The organism is Micromonospora saelicesensis, from assembly GCF_900091575.1.
Lineage (GTDB): Bacteria > Actinomycetota > Actinomycetes > Mycobacteriales > Micromonosporaceae > Micromonospora > Micromonospora saelicesensis.
On sequence record NZ_FMCR01000001.1, the window covers coordinates 243,110 to 261,844 of the forward strand.

The window sequence follows — 18,735 nt, forward strand, 5'->3', positions numbered from 1 at the left end:
GCCGCCGGTCGAGGATGTCGCCGGAGGTACGGACCCACGTGAACATGAAGCCTTACCGGCGGGCGCTCGCCCTGCCCGGCCTGCGGTCGCTGCTACTGGTTGCCGTCCTCGCCCGCATCCCGCTCACCGCGACCGGGGTGACGCTGACCTTCCACGTGGTGCTCGATCTTGATCGGGGCTACGGCGCGGCCGGCCTGGTGGGTGCGGCGGTCACCGTGGGCGCGGCGATCGGCGGGCCGCTGCTCGGCCGACTCGTGGACCGGCGAGGACTGCGCCCGGTCCTGGTGCTCACCGCCATCGCCGAGGCGATCTTCTGGACCACCGCGCCGTCGCTGACGTACCCCGTGCTCCTGCCGGCCGCCTTCGTGGCCGGCTCCCTGGCCCTACCCATCTTCTCCGTGGTCCGTCAGTCGATCGCCGCGCTGGTCCCCGAGGACCAACGCCGCCCGGCCTACGCACTGGACTCGATGTCGGTGGAGCTGTCCTTCATGATCGGCCCGGCGTTGGCAGTGGCCCTGGTCACCGCTATCTCCGCGCAGACCACCATGTATCTGGTCGGTGGCGGCATCGTCGCCGCCGGGATCGCCCTGTGGGTGGTCAACCCACCGATCCGGGAGGCCACCGAGCCCACCGGCCCACAACGCCGCGTGCCGCGCCGGGAGTGGCTGAGCCCCCGACTGCTCGCCATCCTTGCGCTCAGCGCCGCCGCGACCCTGGTGCTCGGGGGCACCGACGTGGCGGTGGTCGCCGTCCTGCGGGCCAGCGGCGAGGTCGGGTGGACCGGCGCGGTGCTGGCCATCTGGGCGGTCGCCTCGCTGGCCGGCGGTTTCGCGTACGGAGCCGTGCACCGCTCCTTCTCCCCGCTGGCGCTGACCGCCGCACTGGCCCTGTGCACCATTCCGGTGGGGCTGGGTGGTGCGCACTGGTGGCTGCTGTGCCTGGCGCTGATCCCCGCCGGCGCGCTCTGCGCGCCGACCATCGCGGCCGGCTCGGACGCGGTCAGCCGCCTGGTTCCGGCCGAGGTACGCGGTGAGGCGATGGGTCTGCACGGCTCCGCGGTCACCGTCGGCATCGCGGTCGGCGCACCACTCGCCGGCGCGGTGATCGACGCCAGCGCGCCACTCTGGGGTTTCGTGGTGACCGGTGCGCTCGGCGCGCTGGTCACCCTTGTGGTGCTCCCGATCGAGCTGCGCCGCCGCCGCATCGCCCAAGCGGCCACCCCGCCGCCCGCCGAGGCCGACCTCGCCCCCGCCGCCCACTGACGACCCCGCCGTCGCGCGAAGCTGAAGGTCGGCGTCCCTGACCGGTCGCTCGCTGCGCTGTCCAACGCGGCCGTGGAGCCGCGCCGAACGGCCTGCGTTAACGACCTGCGAAGCAGCCTGCGCTGGCTCGCGCTGCACTGGGACAGGGCGCACCGCACTGCACCGCACTGCACCGCACCGCACCGCACTGCACCGCACCGCACCGCACCGCGGCATGCTGGTCTGCCGGAACAACGCATTGCCACACCGGTAGGCGATCCACCTCGACCGCCCGAGACGGCACACATGCTCCTGGCAGATATACCTGTGAGGCATATTTATGACTCACAGGTATATCGCTCGTCAGCACTACCGTCACCTGGAGATCCGGCCACGCCGGTGCCACGCGGGCCCGGCCGGCAGAGCCGAGCGGACCCAGCCGAAGCAAGCCAACCGGCCGGACCAGGCCAGGGCTAGACGGACCCAAGCCGGACTGGCCGAGTCAGGCCGGCCCGGCGGACTAGAGCCGGGGCCATACAGCCGTCAGGGTCATCAGGGAATGCCCCGCAGCCCAGCCGCGCCAGGCCAGGACCGAGTCAGGCCGGGCAGGGCGAGGCTGGGCGGGGTGGCCCGAGCCAGGCTGGGCGGGGCTGGGCGGGGTGGCCGAGCCAGGCCGGGCAGGGCGGGGCGGCGGAACTGCGGTAGACAGCCCGCCGGTGAGCGATGCGGAGCGGCTGGAACGCGGCGAGACGCGCGAGCGACAGTGGGCTGGACATGGCGACGGGCGCCGCTCCCGGTGTCCCGGGGGGCGGCGCCCGTCGTACTGCTGAGCTTGAGCGTCAGTGCCGGTCGGCGTCGCTCGCGGTGTCCTCGCGGTAGCTGGCTCCGCCGTCCGACTCGCTGGTGAGCGGCTTGGCGCCACCCTCCGGCGGGCCGGCCAGGCTCTGGCCACCGGCCGCCAGCTCCGGGAACTTCGCGTCGAACGCCGGCCGCTCGGAGCGGATCCGCGGCATCCGGTCGAAGTTGCGCAGCGGCGGCGGGCTGCTGGTCGCCCACTCCAGCGAGTTGCCGTGACCCCAGGGGTCGTTCACCTCGACCACGGGGCCGGTCTTGTACGACTTCCAGCAGTTGTAGATGAACGGCAGCGTGGAGATACCGGTGATGAACGCGCCGATCGTGGAGATCGTGTTCAGCGTGGTGAAGCCGTCGCTGGGCAGGTAGTCGGCGTACCGACGGGGCATGCCCTCGTTGCCGAGCCAGTGCTGCACCAGGAACGTGGTGTGGAAGCCGATCATGGTGAGCCAGAAGTGCACCTTGCCCAGGCGCTCGTCGAGCATCCGGCCGAACATCTTCGGGAACCAGAAGTAGATGCCCGCGAAGACCGCGAACACGATGGTGCCGAAGAGCACGTAGTGGAAGTGCGCCACCACGAAGTACGAGTCCGACACGTGGAAGTCGATCGGCGGGCTGGCCAGCAGCACACCGGTGAGACCACCGAAGAGGAAGGTGACCAGGAAGCCGACCGCCCAGAGCATGGGCGTCTCGAAGCTGATCTGGCCCCGCCACATGGTGCCGATCCAGTTGAAGAACTTCATACCGGTCGGCACGGCGATCAGGTAGCTCAGGAAGCTGAAGAACGGCAGCAGCACCTGGCCGGTGGCGAACATGTGGTGCGCCCAGACGCTCATGGAGAGCGCGGCGATCGCGACGGTCGCGGCGACCAGACCCTTGTAGCCGAAGATCGGCTTGCGGGAGAAGACCGGGATGACCTCGCTGATGATGCCGAAGAACGGCAACGCCACGATGTAGACCTCGGGGTGCCCGAAGAACCAGAACAGGTGCTGCCAGAGCATCGGCCCACCGGTTGCCGGGTCGTACACGTGCGCGCCGAGGATGCGGTCCGCGGCGAGCGCGAAGAGCGCGGCAGCCAGCAGCGGGAAGACCAGGATCACCAGGAGGCTGGTGACCAGGATGTTCCACGTGAAGATCGGCATCCGGAACATGGTCATGCCGGGCGCGCGCAGGGTCAGCACCGTGGTGATCATGTTCACGGCGCCGAGGATGGTGCCCAGGCCGGAGATGGCCAGACCCATGATCCACATGTTGGCGCCGACGCCCGGCGAGTGCTCGACGCTGCTCAGCGGCGCGTACGCGAACCAGCCGAAGTCAGCGGCGCCACCCGGGGTGATGAATCCGGCGGTCGCCATCGTTCCGCCGAACAGGTACAGCCAGTAGGCGAAGCTGTTCAGACGGGGGAAGGAGACGTCGGGCGCGCCGATCTGGATCGGCACGATGTAGTTCGCGAACGCGAACACGATCGGCGTCGCGAAGAACAGCAACATGATCGTGCCGTGCATCGTGAAGAGCTGGTTGTACTGCTCGGGCGACAGGAACTGCAGCCCGGGTCGCGCCAGCTCAGCACGCATGACCAGGGCCATCAGGCCACCGATCATGAAGAACACGAACGCGGTGACCATGTACATGATCCCGATTTGCTTCGCGTCCGTGGTTCGCAGCAGCCGCGCGATGGCCGACCCCTTGACCGGCTCCCGGACCGGCCAGGGCCGGGTCACGACCGGCTTGGGTGCGACGGTGGTCACGAGTGGCCTCCGGTTCTCGGTTGTCCCGCTCGGCACACGCTGGTTATCGGCGGGCCGTCATCCGCAAGGAGGATAGTCCCCGGCAGGTCGCAGCGCCGCGTGGGGTGGCGTGACACGATCTACTACGGGCCTACAGCGGGCCGAGCAGGAGCCGGTAGTGCTCCCCGAAGATCCGGTCGCCGCGTCCGCGCAGCAGCGGGTCACGCAGCGCCGGCGGCACGTCCCTGGTCCGGTTGCGGTCCCGGGTCCGGTCCCGCACCCATCGGGTACGCGGACGGCGACGACTCTCGTACGCCACGAGCGCCGCCTCCACGCTGTTGGCGGCGCGTAGCGACTCGGCCAGCACCACGGCGTCCTCCAGGGCCATGGCCGCACCCTGCGACAGTGTCGGCGCGGTGGCGTGCGCGGCGTCGCCGACCAGCAGGACACGCCCCCGGTACCAGCGGCCCAACTCCACCTCGTCGGTGATCCCGACGCGCACCTCGTCGAGGGCCGACAGCACCTCGGGTACCGGGCCGCGGTAGTCGGCGAAGAGGTCCCGCAGCCGGGCCAGCGGGTCGGCGGGTTCCTCGGTGCCGGCCTCGTCGGCGTAGAGGTGCAGCCGCCCGGCGCCGATCGGCACCATCAGGAACCCGGAGCGCTGGCCGAGCAGTGCGGTCCACTCCGTGACCGGTGGACCGTCGCGCAGGACAGCCCGGTAGACCACCTGCCCGACCGGGCGTGGCGGCCCACCGAGCGCGGCCAGGGCGCGGACCGAGGAGCGTGGCCCGTCGGCGCCGATGACCAGGTCGTACTCCGTGGTGGTGCCGTCGGTGAAGGTGACGCCGACCGCGCCCGGGAGGAGGTCCAGGGTGCGGACCTCGGCGCCGTGCCGGACGGCGCCGCCGGCACCGCTGAGCAGCACCCGGTGCAGGTCGGCCCGGGGTAGCGCCCGGCACTCGCCGACGCCGGTCCAGAGGGCGTCGAGGTCGACCTCGCAGAGTTGCACGCCCGCAGCGTCGAAGAACCGCTGCCGGCGGATCACCTGCCCGATCGGCCGGACCGGGTCGTGCAGGTCGAGCCGGTGCAGCGCGCGGGCGGCGTTGCCGGGCAGGTAGAGACCGGTCTCGGTGGACTCCCCCGGCGGCAGCTTGTCGGTGACGTCGGGCCGGAAGCCTGCCAGGCGCAGCGCCCGGGCTACGGCCAGGCCGGCGATGCCCGCGCCGACGACGAGGATGCGCAGGGGGGAGCCACCCATGGTGGTGTACGCCTCCGGAGGGGGAGCGGCACGCGTTGGAGGCAACACGCTACTCGGAGCGATCGACGCACACCAGGCCCAATCGGCCCGCACGCCGCCGCTCGTCGGTGACCCGCGCCGCTCGGCTGGCCGTCCGCGGCCAGCCGTCCGGCGGGAGATGGCAATCCTCACAATTCACCAGTTCGACCCGTACGGTTGCGCGTCAGTTTCAGACATGTAAATGTGTCGTTGAGCGTGGGAGCGCTCCCGCACTGCCCCACCACATCCGGCGCCCGGCACGCGCCGAGTCAAGGAGTGTCATGAAACGTCAACTTCGGGCCCTGGCCGCCGCCGGGTTGCTGGTCGCCAGTTCGCTGGTGGCAGTAGCCCTCGGCGGCAGCGCCTCCGCCGACACCCAGATCTGCGAACAGTACGGCTCGACCGTCATCGGGGGCCGCTACGTGGTGCAGAACAACCGCTGGGGCACCACCGCCCAGCAGTGCATCAACGCCACCAACAACGGCTTCGAGATCACCACCCTGAACGGCAGCAGCCCCACCAACGGGGCGCCCACGGCGTACCCCTCGGTGTTCTTCGGTTGTCACTACACCAACTGCTCCCCCGGCACGAACCTGCCGATCCAGGTGAGCCAGATCAGCAGCGCCACCAGCAGCATCTCCTACCGCTACGTCAGCGGCGCCACCTACAACGCGTCGTACGACATCTGGCTGGACCCGTCGCCCAAGCGGGACGGGGTGAACCAGATGGAGATCATGATCTGGCTCAACCGGCAGGGTCCGATCCAGCCCATCGGCTCGGTCGTCGGCACCACCAACCTGGCCGGCCGCACCTGGGAGGTCTGGCGGGGCAGCAACGGCTCCAACAACGTCATCTCCTACGTCGCGTCGTCGGCGATCTCCAGCCTGAACTTCAGCGTGCTGGACTTCATCAACGACACCCGCAACCGGGGCGCGATCACCAACTCCTGGTACCTGACCAGCATCCAGGCCGGCTTCGAGCCGTGGCAGGGCGGCGTCGGCCTGGCCGTGACGTCGTTCTCGGCCAACGTCAACGGCGGCGGCAACCCCACCACCCCGCCGCCGACCACCCCGCCGCCGGGCAATGCGGCCTGCGCGGTGAAGTACACGGCGAACTCGTGGAACAACGGGTTCACGGCCGACGTGCAGATCACCAACACCGGGTCCAGCGCGATCAACGGTTGGACGCTCACCTACAGCCTGCCCAGCGGGCAGCAGGTCACCAACGCCTGGAACGCCACTGTGAGCCAGAGCGGCTCCACGGTGACCGCCCGCAACACCGGCCACAACGGGTCGGTCGCACCCGGCGGCACGGCAAGCTTCGGCTACCAGGGGACGCTGAGCGGCTCGTACTCGTCGCCGACCAGCTTCTCGCTCAACGGGGCCACCTGCTCCCGCTCCTGACCTGTCGTGGGGGCGCGACCATGCGGTCGCGCCCCCACCGCTCAGGAGATCAGGGTCACACGCGGGTGAGGCGTACGGCGTCGGCGATGACCAGGCCGGTGGCGTTGCTCCACCGGCTCACGCCCACCCGGTTGGCGTCACCGGCCGGGAGTGTGAAGGTGCCGAGGATTCGCCACTGCCCGCCGGTGGCCCGTTGGTCGACCCGGACGGTCTGGTTGCCGGCGCTGGTGGCGACGATGTACGGGGCGGCGCTGTTGTAGCCGGAGTTCGCGGGCCACCAGGCCTCGACCCGGTAGCTGGCGGTGGCCGGGACGTTGAACCGGTACCACGCGACATCGCTGGCGGCGACCGGGTCGGCGTAGCGGTAGTCGGCGCCGTAGCGCTGGCTGGAGTACGACGACACGCCCCAGTTGGCGCTGGCGGTGAACCGACCGCTGGTGGTGTTGTCCACAGTGGAAGACCAGGCCGGGCCGCCGCCTGCCATTCTCGCCGCCACGTCGGCGCGCATGACGTTCAGGTCGATGAAGGACGGGTCGATCTTGCCGGTGGTGCTGGTCTCCCGGTGGCCCCGGGCGTAGCTGCTGTCCCGGCCGAGCCGGGTGAGCACGGCGGCGGTGGCGGCGAGCGACGCGTTGTACTGCGCGGCCGTCATCTCCTGGTTGACGCCGTTGTAGTCGATCTCCCACCCGATCATCAGGGTGTTGCCGTCCCCGGCCGGGATCGGCCCGCTGCCGCCACTGACACCGGCGTGGTTGCACCGGCCGGCGGAGATGACGTGGAAGACGCCGTTGTAGTCGACGAGCGCCTGGCACAGCGGCCCCGGCAGGTCGGACCGGCCGTTGATGCAGATGCCGAGCGCCGGGTGGGGGTTGCTGGCGCTGGAGGTCGAGGCGGTGTGGTGCCAGAGCACCCCGATCGGGTCGAACGAGCCGGGCCGCATCCGGTTGAGCCAGTCCCCCTCGACCACGACCTGGACCCCGGCGGCGCGCAGCACGTCCACCAGCCAGGGAATCGTCGCCATCAGGCGTCCTGAATCAGGTCGGCGAGGCACTCGGCCTTCGGCGCGGCGTTCGCCGCGGTGGGTCGGGCGACGACGGTCAGCGCGGCGACGACCAGGGCGGGGATGCCGAGCACCCCACGACGGGGCAGACGGATGGACGGGGTTCGGGCCATGGCGATCCTCCAGCGACGGCGGTACGAACGGATCGACGAACGTGATGACGGGACGCTATACCGTCACGTACGTCGATGTCGATACCCTTCATTGCCGGGTCGCTGGCTGAAGGAATTCGCCGATTCAGACCTCGCCGAGCGCGTCGATGTCGCGCATCTCCTCCGCCGTGAGCGAGAAGTGGAAGACGTCGAAGTTGGCGCTGATCCGCTCCGGGGTCACCGACTTCGGGATCACCACGATCTCGTGGTCGATGTGCCACCGCAGCACCACCTGCGCCGGGGAGACGCCGTGCGCGGCGGCAATCCTGGTCAGCACCGGGTCACTGAGGTCACTGGTCTTGAACGGGCTGTACCCCTCCAGCACCACGCCCCGGTCCCGGTGCTCGGCGTGCCGCTGCCGGTCGTACAGCGACGGGCTCCACCGGATCTGGTTGACCGCCGGGTTCTCCTCGGTGGACTGGATCAGCTCGTCGATCTCCGCGGTGCTGTAGTTGCTCACCCCGACCGCCCGGGCCAGGTTCTCGTCCCGGGCGGCGAGCAGCTCGCGCCACAGCGGGATGCTGTCCCCCGGCGACGACGGCGGCCAGTGGATCAGCCAGAGGTCCACGTGCTCGACGCCGAGCGCCTCCAGGCTGGCCTCCAGCGTCGCGCGCTCCCGGCCCACCCGGTCCGGCGGGATCTTGGTGGTGATGAAGAGGTCCTCCCGACGCAGCCCGCTCTCCCGTACCGCCCGGCCGACCTCCCGCTCGTTGCCGTACACGGTGGCGGTGTCGAGGTGCCGGTAGCCGGTGTCGAGCGCGGCCAGCACGGCGTCGTAACCGGCCTGGCCGGTGGCCTGCCAGGTGCCGAAGCCGAGCAGGGGCATCCGCACGTCACCGGGGAGCAGGGCGGTGGGCTGGTCGGTGAGGTCCATGAGGTCCGTTCTACCCCGCCGCGCCCCCGGCCGCCGAGCGAACCGGACACTCCGGCGTCCAGCGCACCGGTCCGGTTTGCCCGAGAATGCCTGTGTGACCGACCGGCTGGACGAGTACCGGCGACGACGGGACGCGGCCCGCACGCCCGAGCCGGTGCCGTCGGAGAGCCCGCTGCCGGCCGGCCCCGACGCCGCCCGCTTCGTCATCCAGCAGCACCACGCCCGCAGCCTGCACTGGGACCTGCGCCTGGAGCACGAGGGGGTGCTCGCGTCCTGGGCGGTGCCACGCGGTCTGCCCCGCGATCCGGGTCGCAACCACCTCGCCGTGCACACCGAGGACCACCCGATGGAGTACCTCGACTTCGCCGGTGAGATCCCCGCCGGTGAGTACGGCGGCGGCCGGATGCTGATTCACGACCAGGGCACCTACCGCTGCGAGAAGTGGCGCGACGACGAGGTGATCGTGACGCTCTCCGGTGAGCGGACCGCCGGCCGCTACGTCCTCTTCGCCACCGGAGGACGGGACTGGATGGTCCGCCGCACCGACCCCGCGCCGCCGGGCTGGACGCCGATGCCGGATCTGGTCCGACCAATGCACAGCACCCCGGCCGCCGGGCTCCCCCGCGACCGCGCCGCCTGGGGGTACGAGCTGCGCTGGGACGGCGTCCGGGCGATGGCGTACGTCTCCGGCGGGCGACTGCGGCTGCTCTCCGAGACCGACGAGGAGATCACCGGCGGGTACCCGTGGCTGCGCGCGATGGCCGAGGCGCTCGCGCCCACCGAGGCGGTGCTCGACGGTGTGCTGGTCCGCATCGACAGTGCCGGGCGGGTCCGCCCGGTCCGGCCGGCCACCGGCAGCCGGGTCCCCGCCGGCGCCCAGTACCTGATCGTCGACCTGCTCTGGTTGGAGGGCGTGAGCAGCGTCGACGTGCCGTACGCGCAACGCCGGGAGCTGCTCGATGGGCTGGTCTTGTCCGGTACGCACTGGCAGACTCCGCCGTGGTTCCCGGGCGCGGGCGACGAGGCCCTGCGTGCCGGGCGGGAACAGGGCCTGCCGGGCGTGGTCGCCAAGCGACTGGACTCGGTCTACCAGCCGGGGCGGCGCAGCCGGCACTGGCAGAGCATCGACGCGGTGTGACGGCGAGGAGCAACGTGTACCTGACTCACCTGGACTGCCCGCGCTGCGGCAAGGAGCACGCCGCCGACCGGTTACAGAATCTCTGCGAGTGTGGGTCGCCGCTGCTGGCCCGCTACGACCTGCCGGCCGTGGCGAAGGCGGTCACGCCGGAACGCTTTCCGCTGCGCCCGGCCGACCTGTGGCGCTACCGGGAGGTGCTGCCGGTCGCCGATCCTCGGCACGTCACCACGCTGGGTGAGGGCTGGACGCCGCTGTTGCGGACTCCGGCGTACGGCACCGAGATCGGCATCACGGACCTGATGGTCAAGGACGAGGGGCTGATCCCGACCGGCTCGTTCAAGGCCCGGGGCGCGGCGGTCGGGGTGAGTCGGGCCCGCGAGCTGGGCGTCGAGCGGATCGCGATGCCCACCAACGGCAACGCCGGATCGGCCTGGGCCACGTACGCCGCGCGGGCCGGAATGGGCGCGACCATCGTCATGCCGCTGGAGGCGCCGAGCATCTGCCGGCGCGAGTGCGTCGCCGCCGGTGCCGACCTGCGCCTGATCGACGGGCTGATCGGCGACGCCGGCCGGCGGGTGGCCGAGCTGATCGCCGAGTCGAACGGGGCGATCTTCGACGCCGGCACGCTGCGCGAGCCCTACCGGCTGGAGGGCAAGAAGACGATGGGGTACGAGATCGTCGAGCAGCTCGGCTGGCAGACGCCGGACGTGATCATCTATCCGACCGGCGGCGGGGTCGGTCTGATCGGCATCCACAAGGCGCTGCACGAGCTGCGCGAGCTGGGCTGGATCGGCGACAAGTTGCCCCGGCTGGTGGCGGTGCAGTCCACCGGCTGCGCGCCGATCGTGCGGGCCTTCGCCGCCGGCGAGGATCGGGCCCAGCCGTGGGCGGACGCGCACACTGTGGCGTTCGGCATCACGGTGCCGGCCCCGCTGGGCGACGAGCTGATCCTGGCGGCGTTGCGGGAGTCCTCCGGCACGGCAGTCGCCGTCGATGACGCGGACATCCTGGCCGATCTGCGGGACTTCGCCGCCCGGGAGGGGCTGCTGCTCTGCCCGGAGGGGGCGGCCTGCCTCACGGCGGCCCGGCAACTGCGCGCGGGCGGGTGGATCCGGGCCGGCGAACGAGTGGTGGTGCTCAACACCGGTGCCGGGCTGAAGTATCCGGACACGGTCGACGTCTCCGGCGTACCAGTGATGGGGTGAGGTGACGGCGCCCCGCGGACCGGGCGGTCCGCGGGGCGCCGTCGTGCCGGTCTACTGGTAGGTGATGTCCGAGGGCGAGTAGAGGCAGTTGACGCCGTCGGCGCCCTCGCCGATCTCGGTCGGCTCGCTGCCCTTCGGCACGCCCTTGTACTTCACACAGATCGAGGTCTCCCGGTCCGGGTCGCCGACGATGGTGATCCGGCTGAACCGGGCGGTGTCGCCCCAGTTGGTGTTGATGCCGGCGATCGCGTCGGTGTTCCGGACGATCACGTTGTCGATCACGACGTGCCGCTGGTACGACGTGGAGCAGTTGCCGCAGGCGCGGTAGAGCTTGCCGGCGTTCTCCACCCGGAAGTTCTTGATGTAGACGGTGCCCGAGCCGTTGTGCTGGAAGACCTTGTCGCTGGCGGAGCGGGCCCCGCCGCCGTCGACTGTGTACGTGGTGCCGCCGCGGAAGGTCGCCGCGTCCTCGCCGACGTCCTCCCACCAGACGTTGATCAGGGTGCAGTTGCCCTCGCAGTGCACGCCGTCGCCGGCCGGGGCGCCGATGATCACGTTGCGCAGGGTGGCGCCGGCGGCCAGTTCGAACATCGGGTCCTGGCTCTCGCTCTGCCCGCCGTCACCGATGCCGTAGTAGCGCTTGAGCCCACCGTCGAAGGAGCCGGAGACCGGGATCGTGGCGTCCACCTTCTGGCTGCCGGTGGGTGTCGGCCAGCCAGCGGGCGGAGGTGTGGTGGTCGGCGGCGGCGTGGTGGGTGGCGGAGTGGTCGTCGGTGGCGGTGTGGTCGGGGTGCCGCCGCCGGACGAGTCGACCAGCACGTCGTCGAAGCCGCCACTGGCGTACGCGGTGACCAGGCCGATCCGGCCCGCACCGGCCAGGCTGTTGCTGCCGGACGCGATCTGGGTGCCGTTGACGAAGCCGCGGATGGTGCTGCCGCTGGTCTCGATGCGCACTGTGTACCAGGTGCCGGTGCCGATGCCCAGCGCGGCGGAACCGATCGCCGTGACGGAGCTTCCATTGACCGCCTGGAGCTCGGCCCGACCGGAGCCGAGCAGGGCCAGCCGGTACATCTTGGTGCTGCTGGTGGAGCGGGCGGCGAGCCCGACCAGGGCGCTGGACGAGCCGAAGCTCGTCGGCCTGACCCGGGCCTGCACGGAGTAGTCGGTCCAGCTGGTCTGGCCGGCGAACTGGCGGGCCAGCTCACTGCCGGCGTTGGACTGGTTGAGCACGCCGGAGCCGTCGACGGTCCAGGTGCCGCCCGACTTGGACCAGCCGGAGGTGTTGCCGTCGTTGAAGTCGTCGCTGAAGACGGTGGCCGCGAAGGCCGAGGTCATGCCGGCGGCGAGGGCCGCCGCGGTCACCCCGGCGCCCACCGCCAGCAGGAGTGGTCGGCGGCCGGAGAGTCGTCTTTTCTGCACAGGTGTCCTCCTTGACGCATGTGGTGGTGATCCCTCGGCCGCCGTACCGAGACGTGTTCGCACGGCGTGCTGCGCTGAACGGGATCGGTGTGCGCCCCGTCGGACGCCCGGATCCGAGGCGGGGTGAAGCGGGATCAAAGCCCTTGGGAAAGGGCTTTCCCACTCCTTCGAGGCTAGGACTGCCCAACCATCAGCGTCAATGCCTGGCGCTTGCAGGTCTGTTGCAGGATTCCGGCCGGGACGACAGCGCCGACCGATCAGTAGCTCTCCGGCTCGGTGATCCGCCACGCCGCGTTGATCAGCCCGATGTGCGAGAGCGCCTGCGGGGTGTTGCCGAGCTGCATCCCGGTGGCGAGGTCGATCTGCTCGCTGAACAACCCCACGTCGTTGGCGTGACCAACGACCCGCTCGAAGAGCGCCTCGGCGCGCTGCTGCTCACCCGTCATCACCAGGCACTCCACCAGCCAGAACGAGCACAGCAGGAATCCGGCCCCGTCGGTCGTCCAACGCCGCAGCAGGCCGTCCTCGGTGCCCAGCTCGCGCTCGACCATCGCGATGGTCGAGCGCATCCGTGGGTCGGTGGCCGGCAGGAAGTGCGTGACCGGCAGGGCGAGCACCGAGGCGTCCAGCTCCGCCGAGCCGAACGCGCCGGTGAACGCCCCGATCCGGTCGTTCCACCCCTCGCGCAGCACGGTGTCGCGGATCTCGTCGCGTACCCGCGCCCAGCGACGGGGGTCGGCCCGATCACCGAGCCGGTCGGCAAGCCCCACCGCCCGGTCCATGGTCAACCAGCAGGACACCTTGGACGAGACGTAGTGGCGCTCCTCGTCGCGGGTCTCCCAGATCCCCCGGTCCGGCAGGTGCCACGTCGCCGCCACCTGCTCGGTCAGCCCGAGCACCATCTCCCGCAGCTCGTCCTCGAACCGCGCGCCCAGGTAGTCGCGCAGCCGCCACACCGCCGACATCACCTCACCCGGCACGTCGAGCTGCCGCTGCCGCCAGGCGTCGTTGCCGACCCGCACGGGTCGACTGTCGCGGTAACCGCGCAGGTGGGTGCAGTGGTGCTCGGAGAGGTCGCGCTCACCCTCCAGCCCGAAGAGCACCGGCACGGGCTCATCGCCGAACCGGCCGATCGAGCGGGTCGCCCAGGCGAACAGCCGGGACGTCTCGTCGGGGCAGGCCGCCACCCAGAGCGCCCGCATGGTCAACGAGAAGTCCCGCAGCCACGAGTAGCGGTAGTCGTAGTTCCGGTCGCCGCCGATCTGCTCCGGCAACGAGGAGGTCAACGCGGCGGCGACCGCGCCACTGCGGGCGTACGTGAGGCCGGTCAGGACCGTCGAGCTGTGTTTGACGAGTTCGGGGTAGCGGCCGGAGTACCCGTGCGTCTCCCGGAACGCCTGCCACGCCTGCGTCGTCTCGGCGAGCGTGGTCAGCGGGTCCATCCGGGCCGGCGGGTCGCCGTACGCCTCGCCGAACGCGAGGTCCATCCCGATGACCTGACCGGCGGAGACCTCGAACTCGTGGGTCACCCGGTCGGTGCCCGCCCGCAGGTGCAGGCCCCCGGCGCGCAACATCAGCACCACCGGGCCGGCACCGGCCAGCACCCCGCCGTCCGGCTGCTCGTGCAGGTACGGCGTGAGCAGGCCGTACTCCGGGCGGGGTGCGAAGTCCAGCGCCATCCGTACCCGCCCGGAGAGCCCCTGGACCACCCGGATCAGAACGGCGGGTGAGTTCCTGCCCAGCTCGTGGGCGCGGGCGCCGACCTCGGCGGCCAGCGCGTCGGTGACCGCCACGCTGCCGTGCGGGGTGTGGTGCACCGTCCGCAGCACCAACGTGTCCGGCAGGTACGCGCGCTCCACCCGGTGACCCGGGCCGCCGACCCCGACCGGCGCCAGCCGGAAGTGGCCGGCTCCCGGATCGAGCAACCGCGCGAACACGGACGCCCCGTCGAACCGGTTCGGGCACCACCAGTCGACCGAGCCGTCCTTGCCGACCAGGGCACCCGAACGAGAGTCCGAGAGAAACCCGTAGTCGGAAATCTGCGGCTGCTGCTCCACCCGCCGGGGGTACCCGCATCGGCCCGGATCAGGCCGTATGGATCACTCGGTCGGTGGCTCGTCCTCGCCCGCCGCCTCGGCCGCGTCGGCCTCTTCCTTGGTCTTGTGCACGGCCTTGTCGGCGTGCTCCGGCGGCCCGTAGACCGTGTACAGCACCAGTGGGTTGGGGCCGGTGTTGACGAAGTTGTGCTTGGTGCCTGCCGGCACCACGACCAGGTCGCCCGCGACGACCTTCCGCTTCGCGCCAGCGACCCGCGCCTCGCCGACGCCGCTGACGAAGGTGAGGATCTGGTCGATGTCCTCGTGCACCTCCTCGCCGATCTCCCCATCGGCGGGGATGGTCATGATGACCAGCTGGGTGTGCTCACCGGTCCACAGCACGCGCCGGAAATCCGGGCTCTTCTCGGCGACAGTCGCGATAGTGAAATGCTCCATGTCCACGCTCATACCCCGTCCGGCGGCGCGTCACGCCGGGACTGGCGAATGGTGCAATTCCCCACGGCTGGCGGGTTTGGATCCACGCGGACCGGGGATCGACAACGCTGACCGGCGCGAACGGCCGGTCGAGCCAGGTCCCCGCCGGCGTACCGCCGAACGGCTGCGGTGGTGGGAGACGGCCAGAGCACGGCGACGTTCCGACCACTGTCGAAACGGCGCCGTGCGCTCTTGTGCCCCCGCGGGCCTAGCGGTGCAGCCAGCTGAGCAGGTCGGGCGGCGCCAGCGCCGCGACCCGATGCTGGTAGCGGGCGAGACCGGCCTCGTCCAGCAGGTCACGTCCCTGACCCGAGCCTCCCCGGCGAAAGAACGCCTGCCGGTCACGCAGCACGCCGAGCGTGTCCGGTGCGAGCCGGTCGGCACGCTCCCGCATTCGACCGAAGGTGGCGGCCTCAACCAACTCCGGCCCTGGGCTCGGGAGTTGCCACCGGTCGGCCAGCCGGCGCATCTCACCAGCCAGATCGGCCAGCAGGTCGTCGTAGTGCACCAGCTCGACGTTCGGCTCGTGCCGGCGGGCCCACGCGTCGTTCAGGTGCATCAACACCCCGGGCAGCGAATCCAGCTCGACGGGGGGGTCCACCTCCCGGTCGACCCAGCTCAGCAACCACTCCCGCACCGGAGGCCGCTCCCGGGGTGGCCCGGCCGGGGCGGGTTGGCCGGTCAACTCGGCGATGCGCGCCCGGTCCAGGTTGGCGCTCTGGTGGTAGAGGGAGACCGCCATGTCCAGCGGGTGCCGGGCCACCACCACGTAGTGCGCCCGGGGGTCGAGCGGCACCCCGTCCAGCGGGGTGTGCGTCTTGATGAACCGCCGGTGTGGCTGGGCGGCCAGCCGGTCGTACACCGTGGCCTGCGGCTCGCCCAACCAGTCCAGCCACGGCGACAGCACGGTCAGGGGCGCCGGCAACTCCGCGGTGCCCAGCACCAGGAGCGCACAGATCATCTGCATCCAGGTGGTGCCGCTCTTCGACCGGGTGCTGATCACGATGTCGCCGTCACGGAACGGAAAACCGGTCCACCGCGCGCTGTCCTCTTCGTCGGATTGGTAACGGTGAATTGGCGTGGGCATCGGTGGATGGTAGTCGCCGAACCGACAGTGCAGCAGCCGAATTCCGGCTTACATTCCTGGGGGATGTGCGTACGCCTGGCTAGATTGAACTATGGTGCCCGCCCACGGGGGCCGGGCGGCGGCACCGGTCTACCGCCCCATCCTCGCCAGCCGACGAGGCGAGCTTGAGGCCCTGAGCCACCTCGATCCCGCGTACGCCGCACTGGTCGCCCCGATCCTGGAGATCGGCGCGATCGGCCGGTCCACGATGGACACCATTCGCCGGTTGCCAGCCGGGCTGCTGCCCGCCATCGACGTCAGCGCACTGCCCGACATCCCCGAGGCGGAGCTGACCCGTTGGGGCGTACCGGTGGTGCCGGTGATCGGGCTCTCCGAGAGCGACCACCGGCTGGTCGCGCACGGCGCGGCGGCGCGGGTGTACGGCCGACGCGCGCTCATCCGGCTGCGAGCCGGCCAGGACCGGGCCGGGCCGGATGCGAGCACCACCGCTGTGGAACGGATCTGGCGGTTCACCAGCCTCGCCCCGGAGGAGTGCGACCTGCTGGTGGACGCGGGAGACGTCTGCTGCCCGGCGGACGTACGGACCGCCGAGCCCCGGGTACGCCACCTGCTGGACTGGGCGCGCCGACACGCCTGGCGGTCGGTGACGGTGGCGGCGGGCGGTATGCCGCCGACGCTGTCCCGGTTGCCCACCGACGAGCCGGTCCAGCTGGACCGTTGGGACTGGCAACTGTGGCGACGACTGGCCGACGCCGGGGTCGACTACGGCGACTACGGCGTCCAGCCGGCCGGGCCGGGCGCCGGTGACCCTGGCGACCGGTTGCCGACCGTGCGCTACACCGACGACGGCAGCTGGTGGGTCTATCGCTGGGCGCGACGCGGCGGCCGGGGCGACGACCGGTTCGCCGACCTGTGCCGCACGCTGGTGTCGGCACCGCACTGGCCGACCACCGGGGCGGCCTTCTCCTGGGGTGACCATGAGCTGCTGCGCCGGGCCCGCCGGGGCGCCGGGGCCGGCTCGACCGCCAACTGGGCGGCGTGGAGCACCTCGCACCACCTGGCCCACGTACTCGCCACGCTGCTGCATCCAGCCGGCGACGGCGCGCCGCGGTGGCACCCCGGGCAGGGGCCACCACCGCAGCGGGGACGATCGCTGCGGTGAAGCCGGATCTACTGCTTCTCGGTGAAGCCGAACTGGATGATGCCCTCGTCGTCGACGGTGGCGTCCACCGACGCGTCGCCGAGCAGCTCGGCGGCGTCCTCGTCCAGGAAGATCCGGGCGCCCTGGTTGTCGACCACCCGATCGCCCTGTACCGGTTCGGGAACCAGCTCGACGGTGAGCGAGCCCGCCTCGGTGTCGGCGGCGATACGCACACCGCCGTCCTGGGCGACGTCCTGTTGGTTGGCGAGGTCACGGATGACGAGCACGGCGTTATCGGTCATGGTGAGCATTGATGGAACTCCTCGTGGATTCTCGGCTCGCGGTCGGATACCGCGCGGACCGGACAGTCGGCCCGCGTACGAGCACACGTGGGAGGCGACAGAGGGGCGAACGGTCATCGCCGTCGCATCGAATCGGGGCAGCTGACGGCCCCGTCACTCCCACCGTGCCCGCTGGCGGACCATCCGTCAAATAGAGCCAGGTCAGTGGAGAGCGGGGGCCGGCGTCAGCCACGCGCGAATCTCGTTGACCGCCGCGCGGCCGGCCCGGTTGGCACCGATCGTGCTGGCCGAGGGCCCGTACCCGACCAGGTGAACCCTCGCGTCGGCGACCACCCGGGTGCCGTCCATCGTGATACCGCCGCCGGGCGCGCGCAGCCCCAGCGGGGCGAGGTGGTCGATGGCCGCCCGGAAGCCGGTGCACCACAGGATCACGTCCGCCGGCACGAACCTCCCGTCCGTCCAGGCCACCCCGTCGGGCGTGATCCGGTCGAACATGGGTAGCCGGTCGAGGACGCCGCGCTCGCGCAGTCGGCGTACCTCCGGGGTGACCGGAAGCCCGGTCACGCCCACCACACTGCCCGGCGGTCGGCCGGCCCGGACCGCCTGGTCCACCCGGGCCACCGCGGCGCGACCCAGTTCCGGGCCGAACTCCTCGTCGTTGAACGTCGGCGGCCGACGGGTCACCCAGGTGGTGGTCGCCGCGACGGTGGAGACCTCGCCGAGCAGTTGCACGGCCGAGGTGCCGCCGCCGACCACCACCACGCGAAGGCCGCTGAACTCGGCCGGCCCTCGGTAGTCGGCGGTGTGCAACTGGCGTCCCCGGAACGTCGACCGGCCCGGGTAGTGCGGCCAGAACGGTCGGGTCCAGGTGCCGGTGGCGTTGATCAGGGCGCGGGCGGTCCAGGTGCCCCGGTCGGTGTGCACGTCGAGCCGGCCGTCGGGGCGGGAGCGCACCGCCCGGACCCGCACCGGCCGTCGCACCGGCAGGTCGAAGGCCCTCTCGTACGCGGCGAAGTAGGCGCGGACCTGCTCGGAAGCCGGGCGCTGCGGCTCGGTGGGCGGGAGCGGCAGCCCGGGCAGGTCGTGGAAGCCGTGCACCCGGTCGAAGACCAGCGTCGGCCAGCGGTGCTGCCAGGCGCCGCCGGGCCCGTCGTCGGCGTCGAGGATGACGAAGCCGCTGCCGGGCGCGACGCCGGTGCGGTGCAGGTGATAGCCGGCGCTCAGGCCGGCCTGACCGGCACCGATCACCACGACGTCCACGGAGTGGGTGTCCACGTGGGCTACAACGCCCCGGATGTCACCGCTGTGCCCGGCCTCGACCGTCGCG

At 71.4% G+C, this 18,735-nt stretch carries 16 protein-coding genes; 5 read left to right on the forward strand and 11 right to left on the reverse strand.

Going from position 1 to position 18,735, the window contains the following annotated elements; genetic code table 11:
- Positions 1-14 precede the first annotated feature (14 nt).
- Positions 15-1,262 carry an MFS transporter gene (locus tag GA0070561_RS01150; protein WP_091393589.1) on the forward strand — a complete coding sequence of 416 codons (1,248 nt, stop codon included), beginning with the start codon at positions 15-17 and terminating at the stop codon, positions 1,260-1,262.
- A gap of 818 nt (positions 1,263-2,080) precedes the next feature.
- Here the strand turns inward: GA0070561_RS01150 and ctaD are convergent.
- Complete coding sequence (gene ctaD / locus GA0070561_RS01155) at positions 2,081-3,841, reverse strand: aa3-type cytochrome oxidase subunit I (protein WP_091393593.1); 1,761 nt, start codon at positions 3,839-3,841, stop codon at positions 2,081-2,083.
- A gap of 130 nt (positions 3,842-3,971) precedes the next feature.
- Positions 3,972-5,078, reverse strand: a complete 1,107-nt coding sequence (locus tag GA0070561_RS01160; RefSeq protein WP_091393596.1) for an FAD-dependent monooxygenase — start codon at positions 5,076-5,078, stop codon at positions 3,972-3,974.
- Between the two features lie 299 nt (positions 5,079-5,377).
- On the opposite strand from GA0070561_RS01160, the gene GA0070561_RS01165 reads away from it, so the two are divergent.
- Positions 5,378-6,499 carry a glycoside hydrolase family 12 protein gene (locus GA0070561_RS01165; protein WP_091393598.1) on the forward strand — a complete coding sequence of 374 codons (1,122 nt, stop codon included), beginning with the start codon at positions 5,378-5,380 and terminating at the stop codon, positions 6,497-6,499.
- A 55-nt stretch (positions 6,500-6,554) separates the two neighbouring features.
- On the opposite strand, the gene GA0070561_RS01170 is transcribed toward GA0070561_RS01165, so the two are convergent.
- From GA0070561_RS01170 to GA0070561_RS01175, 3 genes are all read right to left on the reverse strand, one after another.
- On the reverse strand, positions 6,555-7,520 hold the full coding sequence (locus tag GA0070561_RS01170) for a golvesin C-terminal-like domain-containing protein (RefSeq protein WP_091393601.1): 966 nt from the start codon (positions 7,518-7,520) through the stop codon (positions 6,555-6,557).
- Complete coding sequence (locus GA0070561_RS33435) at positions 7,520-7,672, reverse strand: hypothetical protein (RefSeq protein ID WP_167362321.1); 153 nt, start codon at positions 7,670-7,672, stop codon at positions 7,520-7,522. The genes GA0070561_RS01170 and GA0070561_RS33435 overlap by 1 nt, the downstream gene beginning before the upstream one ends.
- 124 nt (positions 7,673-7,796) lie before the next feature.
- Positions 7,797-8,585, reverse strand: a complete 789-nt coding sequence (locus tag GA0070561_RS01175) for an aldo/keto reductase (RefSeq protein WP_091393604.1) — start codon at positions 8,583-8,585, stop codon at positions 7,797-7,799.
- Between the two features lie 94 nt (positions 8,586-8,679).
- On the opposite strand from GA0070561_RS01175, the gene GA0070561_RS01180 reads away from it, so the two are divergent.
- Positions 8,680-9,723 (forward strand): DNA polymerase ligase N-terminal domain-containing protein, encoded by a 1,044-nt coding sequence (locus GA0070561_RS01180; protein WP_091393607.1) that lies wholly within the window; start codon positions 8,680-8,682, stop codon positions 9,721-9,723.
- 14 nt (positions 9,724-9,737) lie between these two features.
- Entirely contained in the window at positions 9,738-10,928 is a 1,191-nt protein-coding gene (locus GA0070561_RS01185; protein ID WP_091393609.1) for a threonine synthase, read from the forward strand.
- 51 nt (positions 10,929-10,979) lie between these two features.
- Here the strand turns inward: GA0070561_RS01185 and GA0070561_RS01190 are convergent, their stop codons facing one another.
- The 4 genes from GA0070561_RS01190 to GA0070561_RS01205 all read right to left on the reverse strand — a co-directional run bounded on the left by GA0070561_RS01190 (position 10,980) and on the right by GA0070561_RS01205 (position 15,965).
- The gene (locus GA0070561_RS01190) at positions 10,980-12,347 is read right to left on the reverse strand and encodes a pectate lyase (protein WP_091393613.1); all 1,368 of its coding nucleotides are present in this window, start codon (positions 12,345-12,347) and stop codon (positions 10,980-10,982) included.
- 257 nt (positions 12,348-12,604) lie between these two features.
- Positions 12,605-14,404: a glycoside hydrolase family 15 protein gene (locus tag GA0070561_RS01195; protein ID WP_091393616.1), complete on the reverse strand. Its 1,800-nt coding sequence runs from the start codon at positions 14,402-14,404 to the stop codon at positions 12,605-12,607.
- A 42-nt stretch (positions 14,405-14,446) separates the two neighbouring features.
- Positions 14,447-14,839: a cupin domain-containing protein gene (locus tag GA0070561_RS01200; RefSeq protein WP_091397116.1), complete on the reverse strand. Its 393-nt coding sequence runs from the start codon at positions 14,837-14,839 to the stop codon at positions 14,447-14,449.
- A 247-nt stretch (positions 14,840-15,086) separates the two neighbouring features.
- On the reverse strand, positions 15,087-15,965 hold the full coding sequence (locus GA0070561_RS01205; RefSeq protein WP_091393619.1) for a sulfotransferase domain-containing protein: 879 nt from the start codon (positions 15,963-15,965) through the stop codon (positions 15,087-15,089).
- A 91-nt stretch (positions 15,966-16,056) separates the two neighbouring features.
- Here GA0070561_RS01205 and GA0070561_RS01210 point away from each other — a divergent pair, with 91 nt between their 5' ends.
- Complete coding sequence (locus GA0070561_RS01210) at positions 16,057-17,127, forward strand: beta family protein (protein ID WP_181539544.1); 1,071 nt, start codon at positions 16,057-16,059, stop codon at positions 17,125-17,127.
- A gap of 8 nt (positions 17,128-17,135) precedes the next feature.
- Here the strand turns inward: GA0070561_RS01210 and GA0070561_RS01215 are convergent, their stop codons facing one another.
- Positions 17,136-17,417 (reverse strand): adhesin, encoded by a 282-nt coding sequence (locus tag GA0070561_RS01215; RefSeq protein WP_091393621.1) that lies wholly within the window; start codon positions 17,415-17,417, stop codon positions 17,136-17,138.
- 192 nt (positions 17,418-17,609) lie between these two features.
- The gene (locus GA0070561_RS01220) at positions 17,610-18,683 is read right to left on the reverse strand and encodes an NAD(P)-binding domain-containing protein (protein WP_091397124.1); all 1,074 of its coding nucleotides are present in this window, start codon (positions 18,681-18,683) and stop codon (positions 17,610-17,612) included.
- Positions 18,684-18,735 lie beyond the last annotated feature (52 nt).

Bases quoted from the DNA above. Each gene is read 5' to 3' on its own strand.
- GA0070561_RS01210 (WP_181539544.1), top strand. From the start codon at position 16,057: ATGGTGCCCGCCCACGGGGGCCGGGCGGCGGCACCGGTCTACCGCCCC.
- GA0070561_RS01150 (WP_091393589.1), top strand. From the start codon at position 15: ATGTCGCCGGAGGTACGGACCCACGTGAACATGAAGCCTTACCGGCGG.
- GA0070561_RS01200 (WP_091397116.1), bottom strand. From the start codon at position 14,839: ATGGAGCATTTCACTATCGCGACTGTCGCCGAGAAGAGCCCGGATTTC.
- GA0070561_RS01205 (WP_091393619.1), bottom strand. From the start codon at position 15,965: ATGCCCACGCCAATTCACCGTTACCAATCCGACGAAGAGGACAGCGCG.
- GA0070561_RS01165 (WP_091393598.1), top strand. From the start codon at position 5,378: ATGAAACGTCAACTTCGGGCCCTGGCCGCCGCCGGGTTGCTGGTCGCC.
- GA0070561_RS01170 (WP_091393601.1), bottom strand. From the start codon at position 7,520: ATGGCGACGATTCCCTGGCTGGTGGACGTGCTGCGCGCCGCCGGGGTC.
- GA0070561_RS01160 (WP_091393596.1), bottom strand. From the start codon at position 5,078: ATGGGTGGCTCCCCCCTGCGCATCCTCGTCGTCGGCGCGGGCATCGCC.
- GA0070561_RS01215 (WP_091393621.1), bottom strand. From the start codon at position 17,417: ATGCTCACCATGACCGATAACGCCGTGCTCGTCATCCGTGACCTCGCC.
- GA0070561_RS01175 (WP_091393604.1), bottom strand. From the start codon at position 8,585: ATGGACCTCACCGACCAGCCCACCGCCCTGCTCCCCGGTGACGTGCGG.
- GA0070561_RS33435 (WP_167362321.1), bottom strand. From the start codon at position 7,672: ATGGCCCGAACCCCGTCCATCCGTCTGCCCCGTCGTGGGGTGCTCGGC.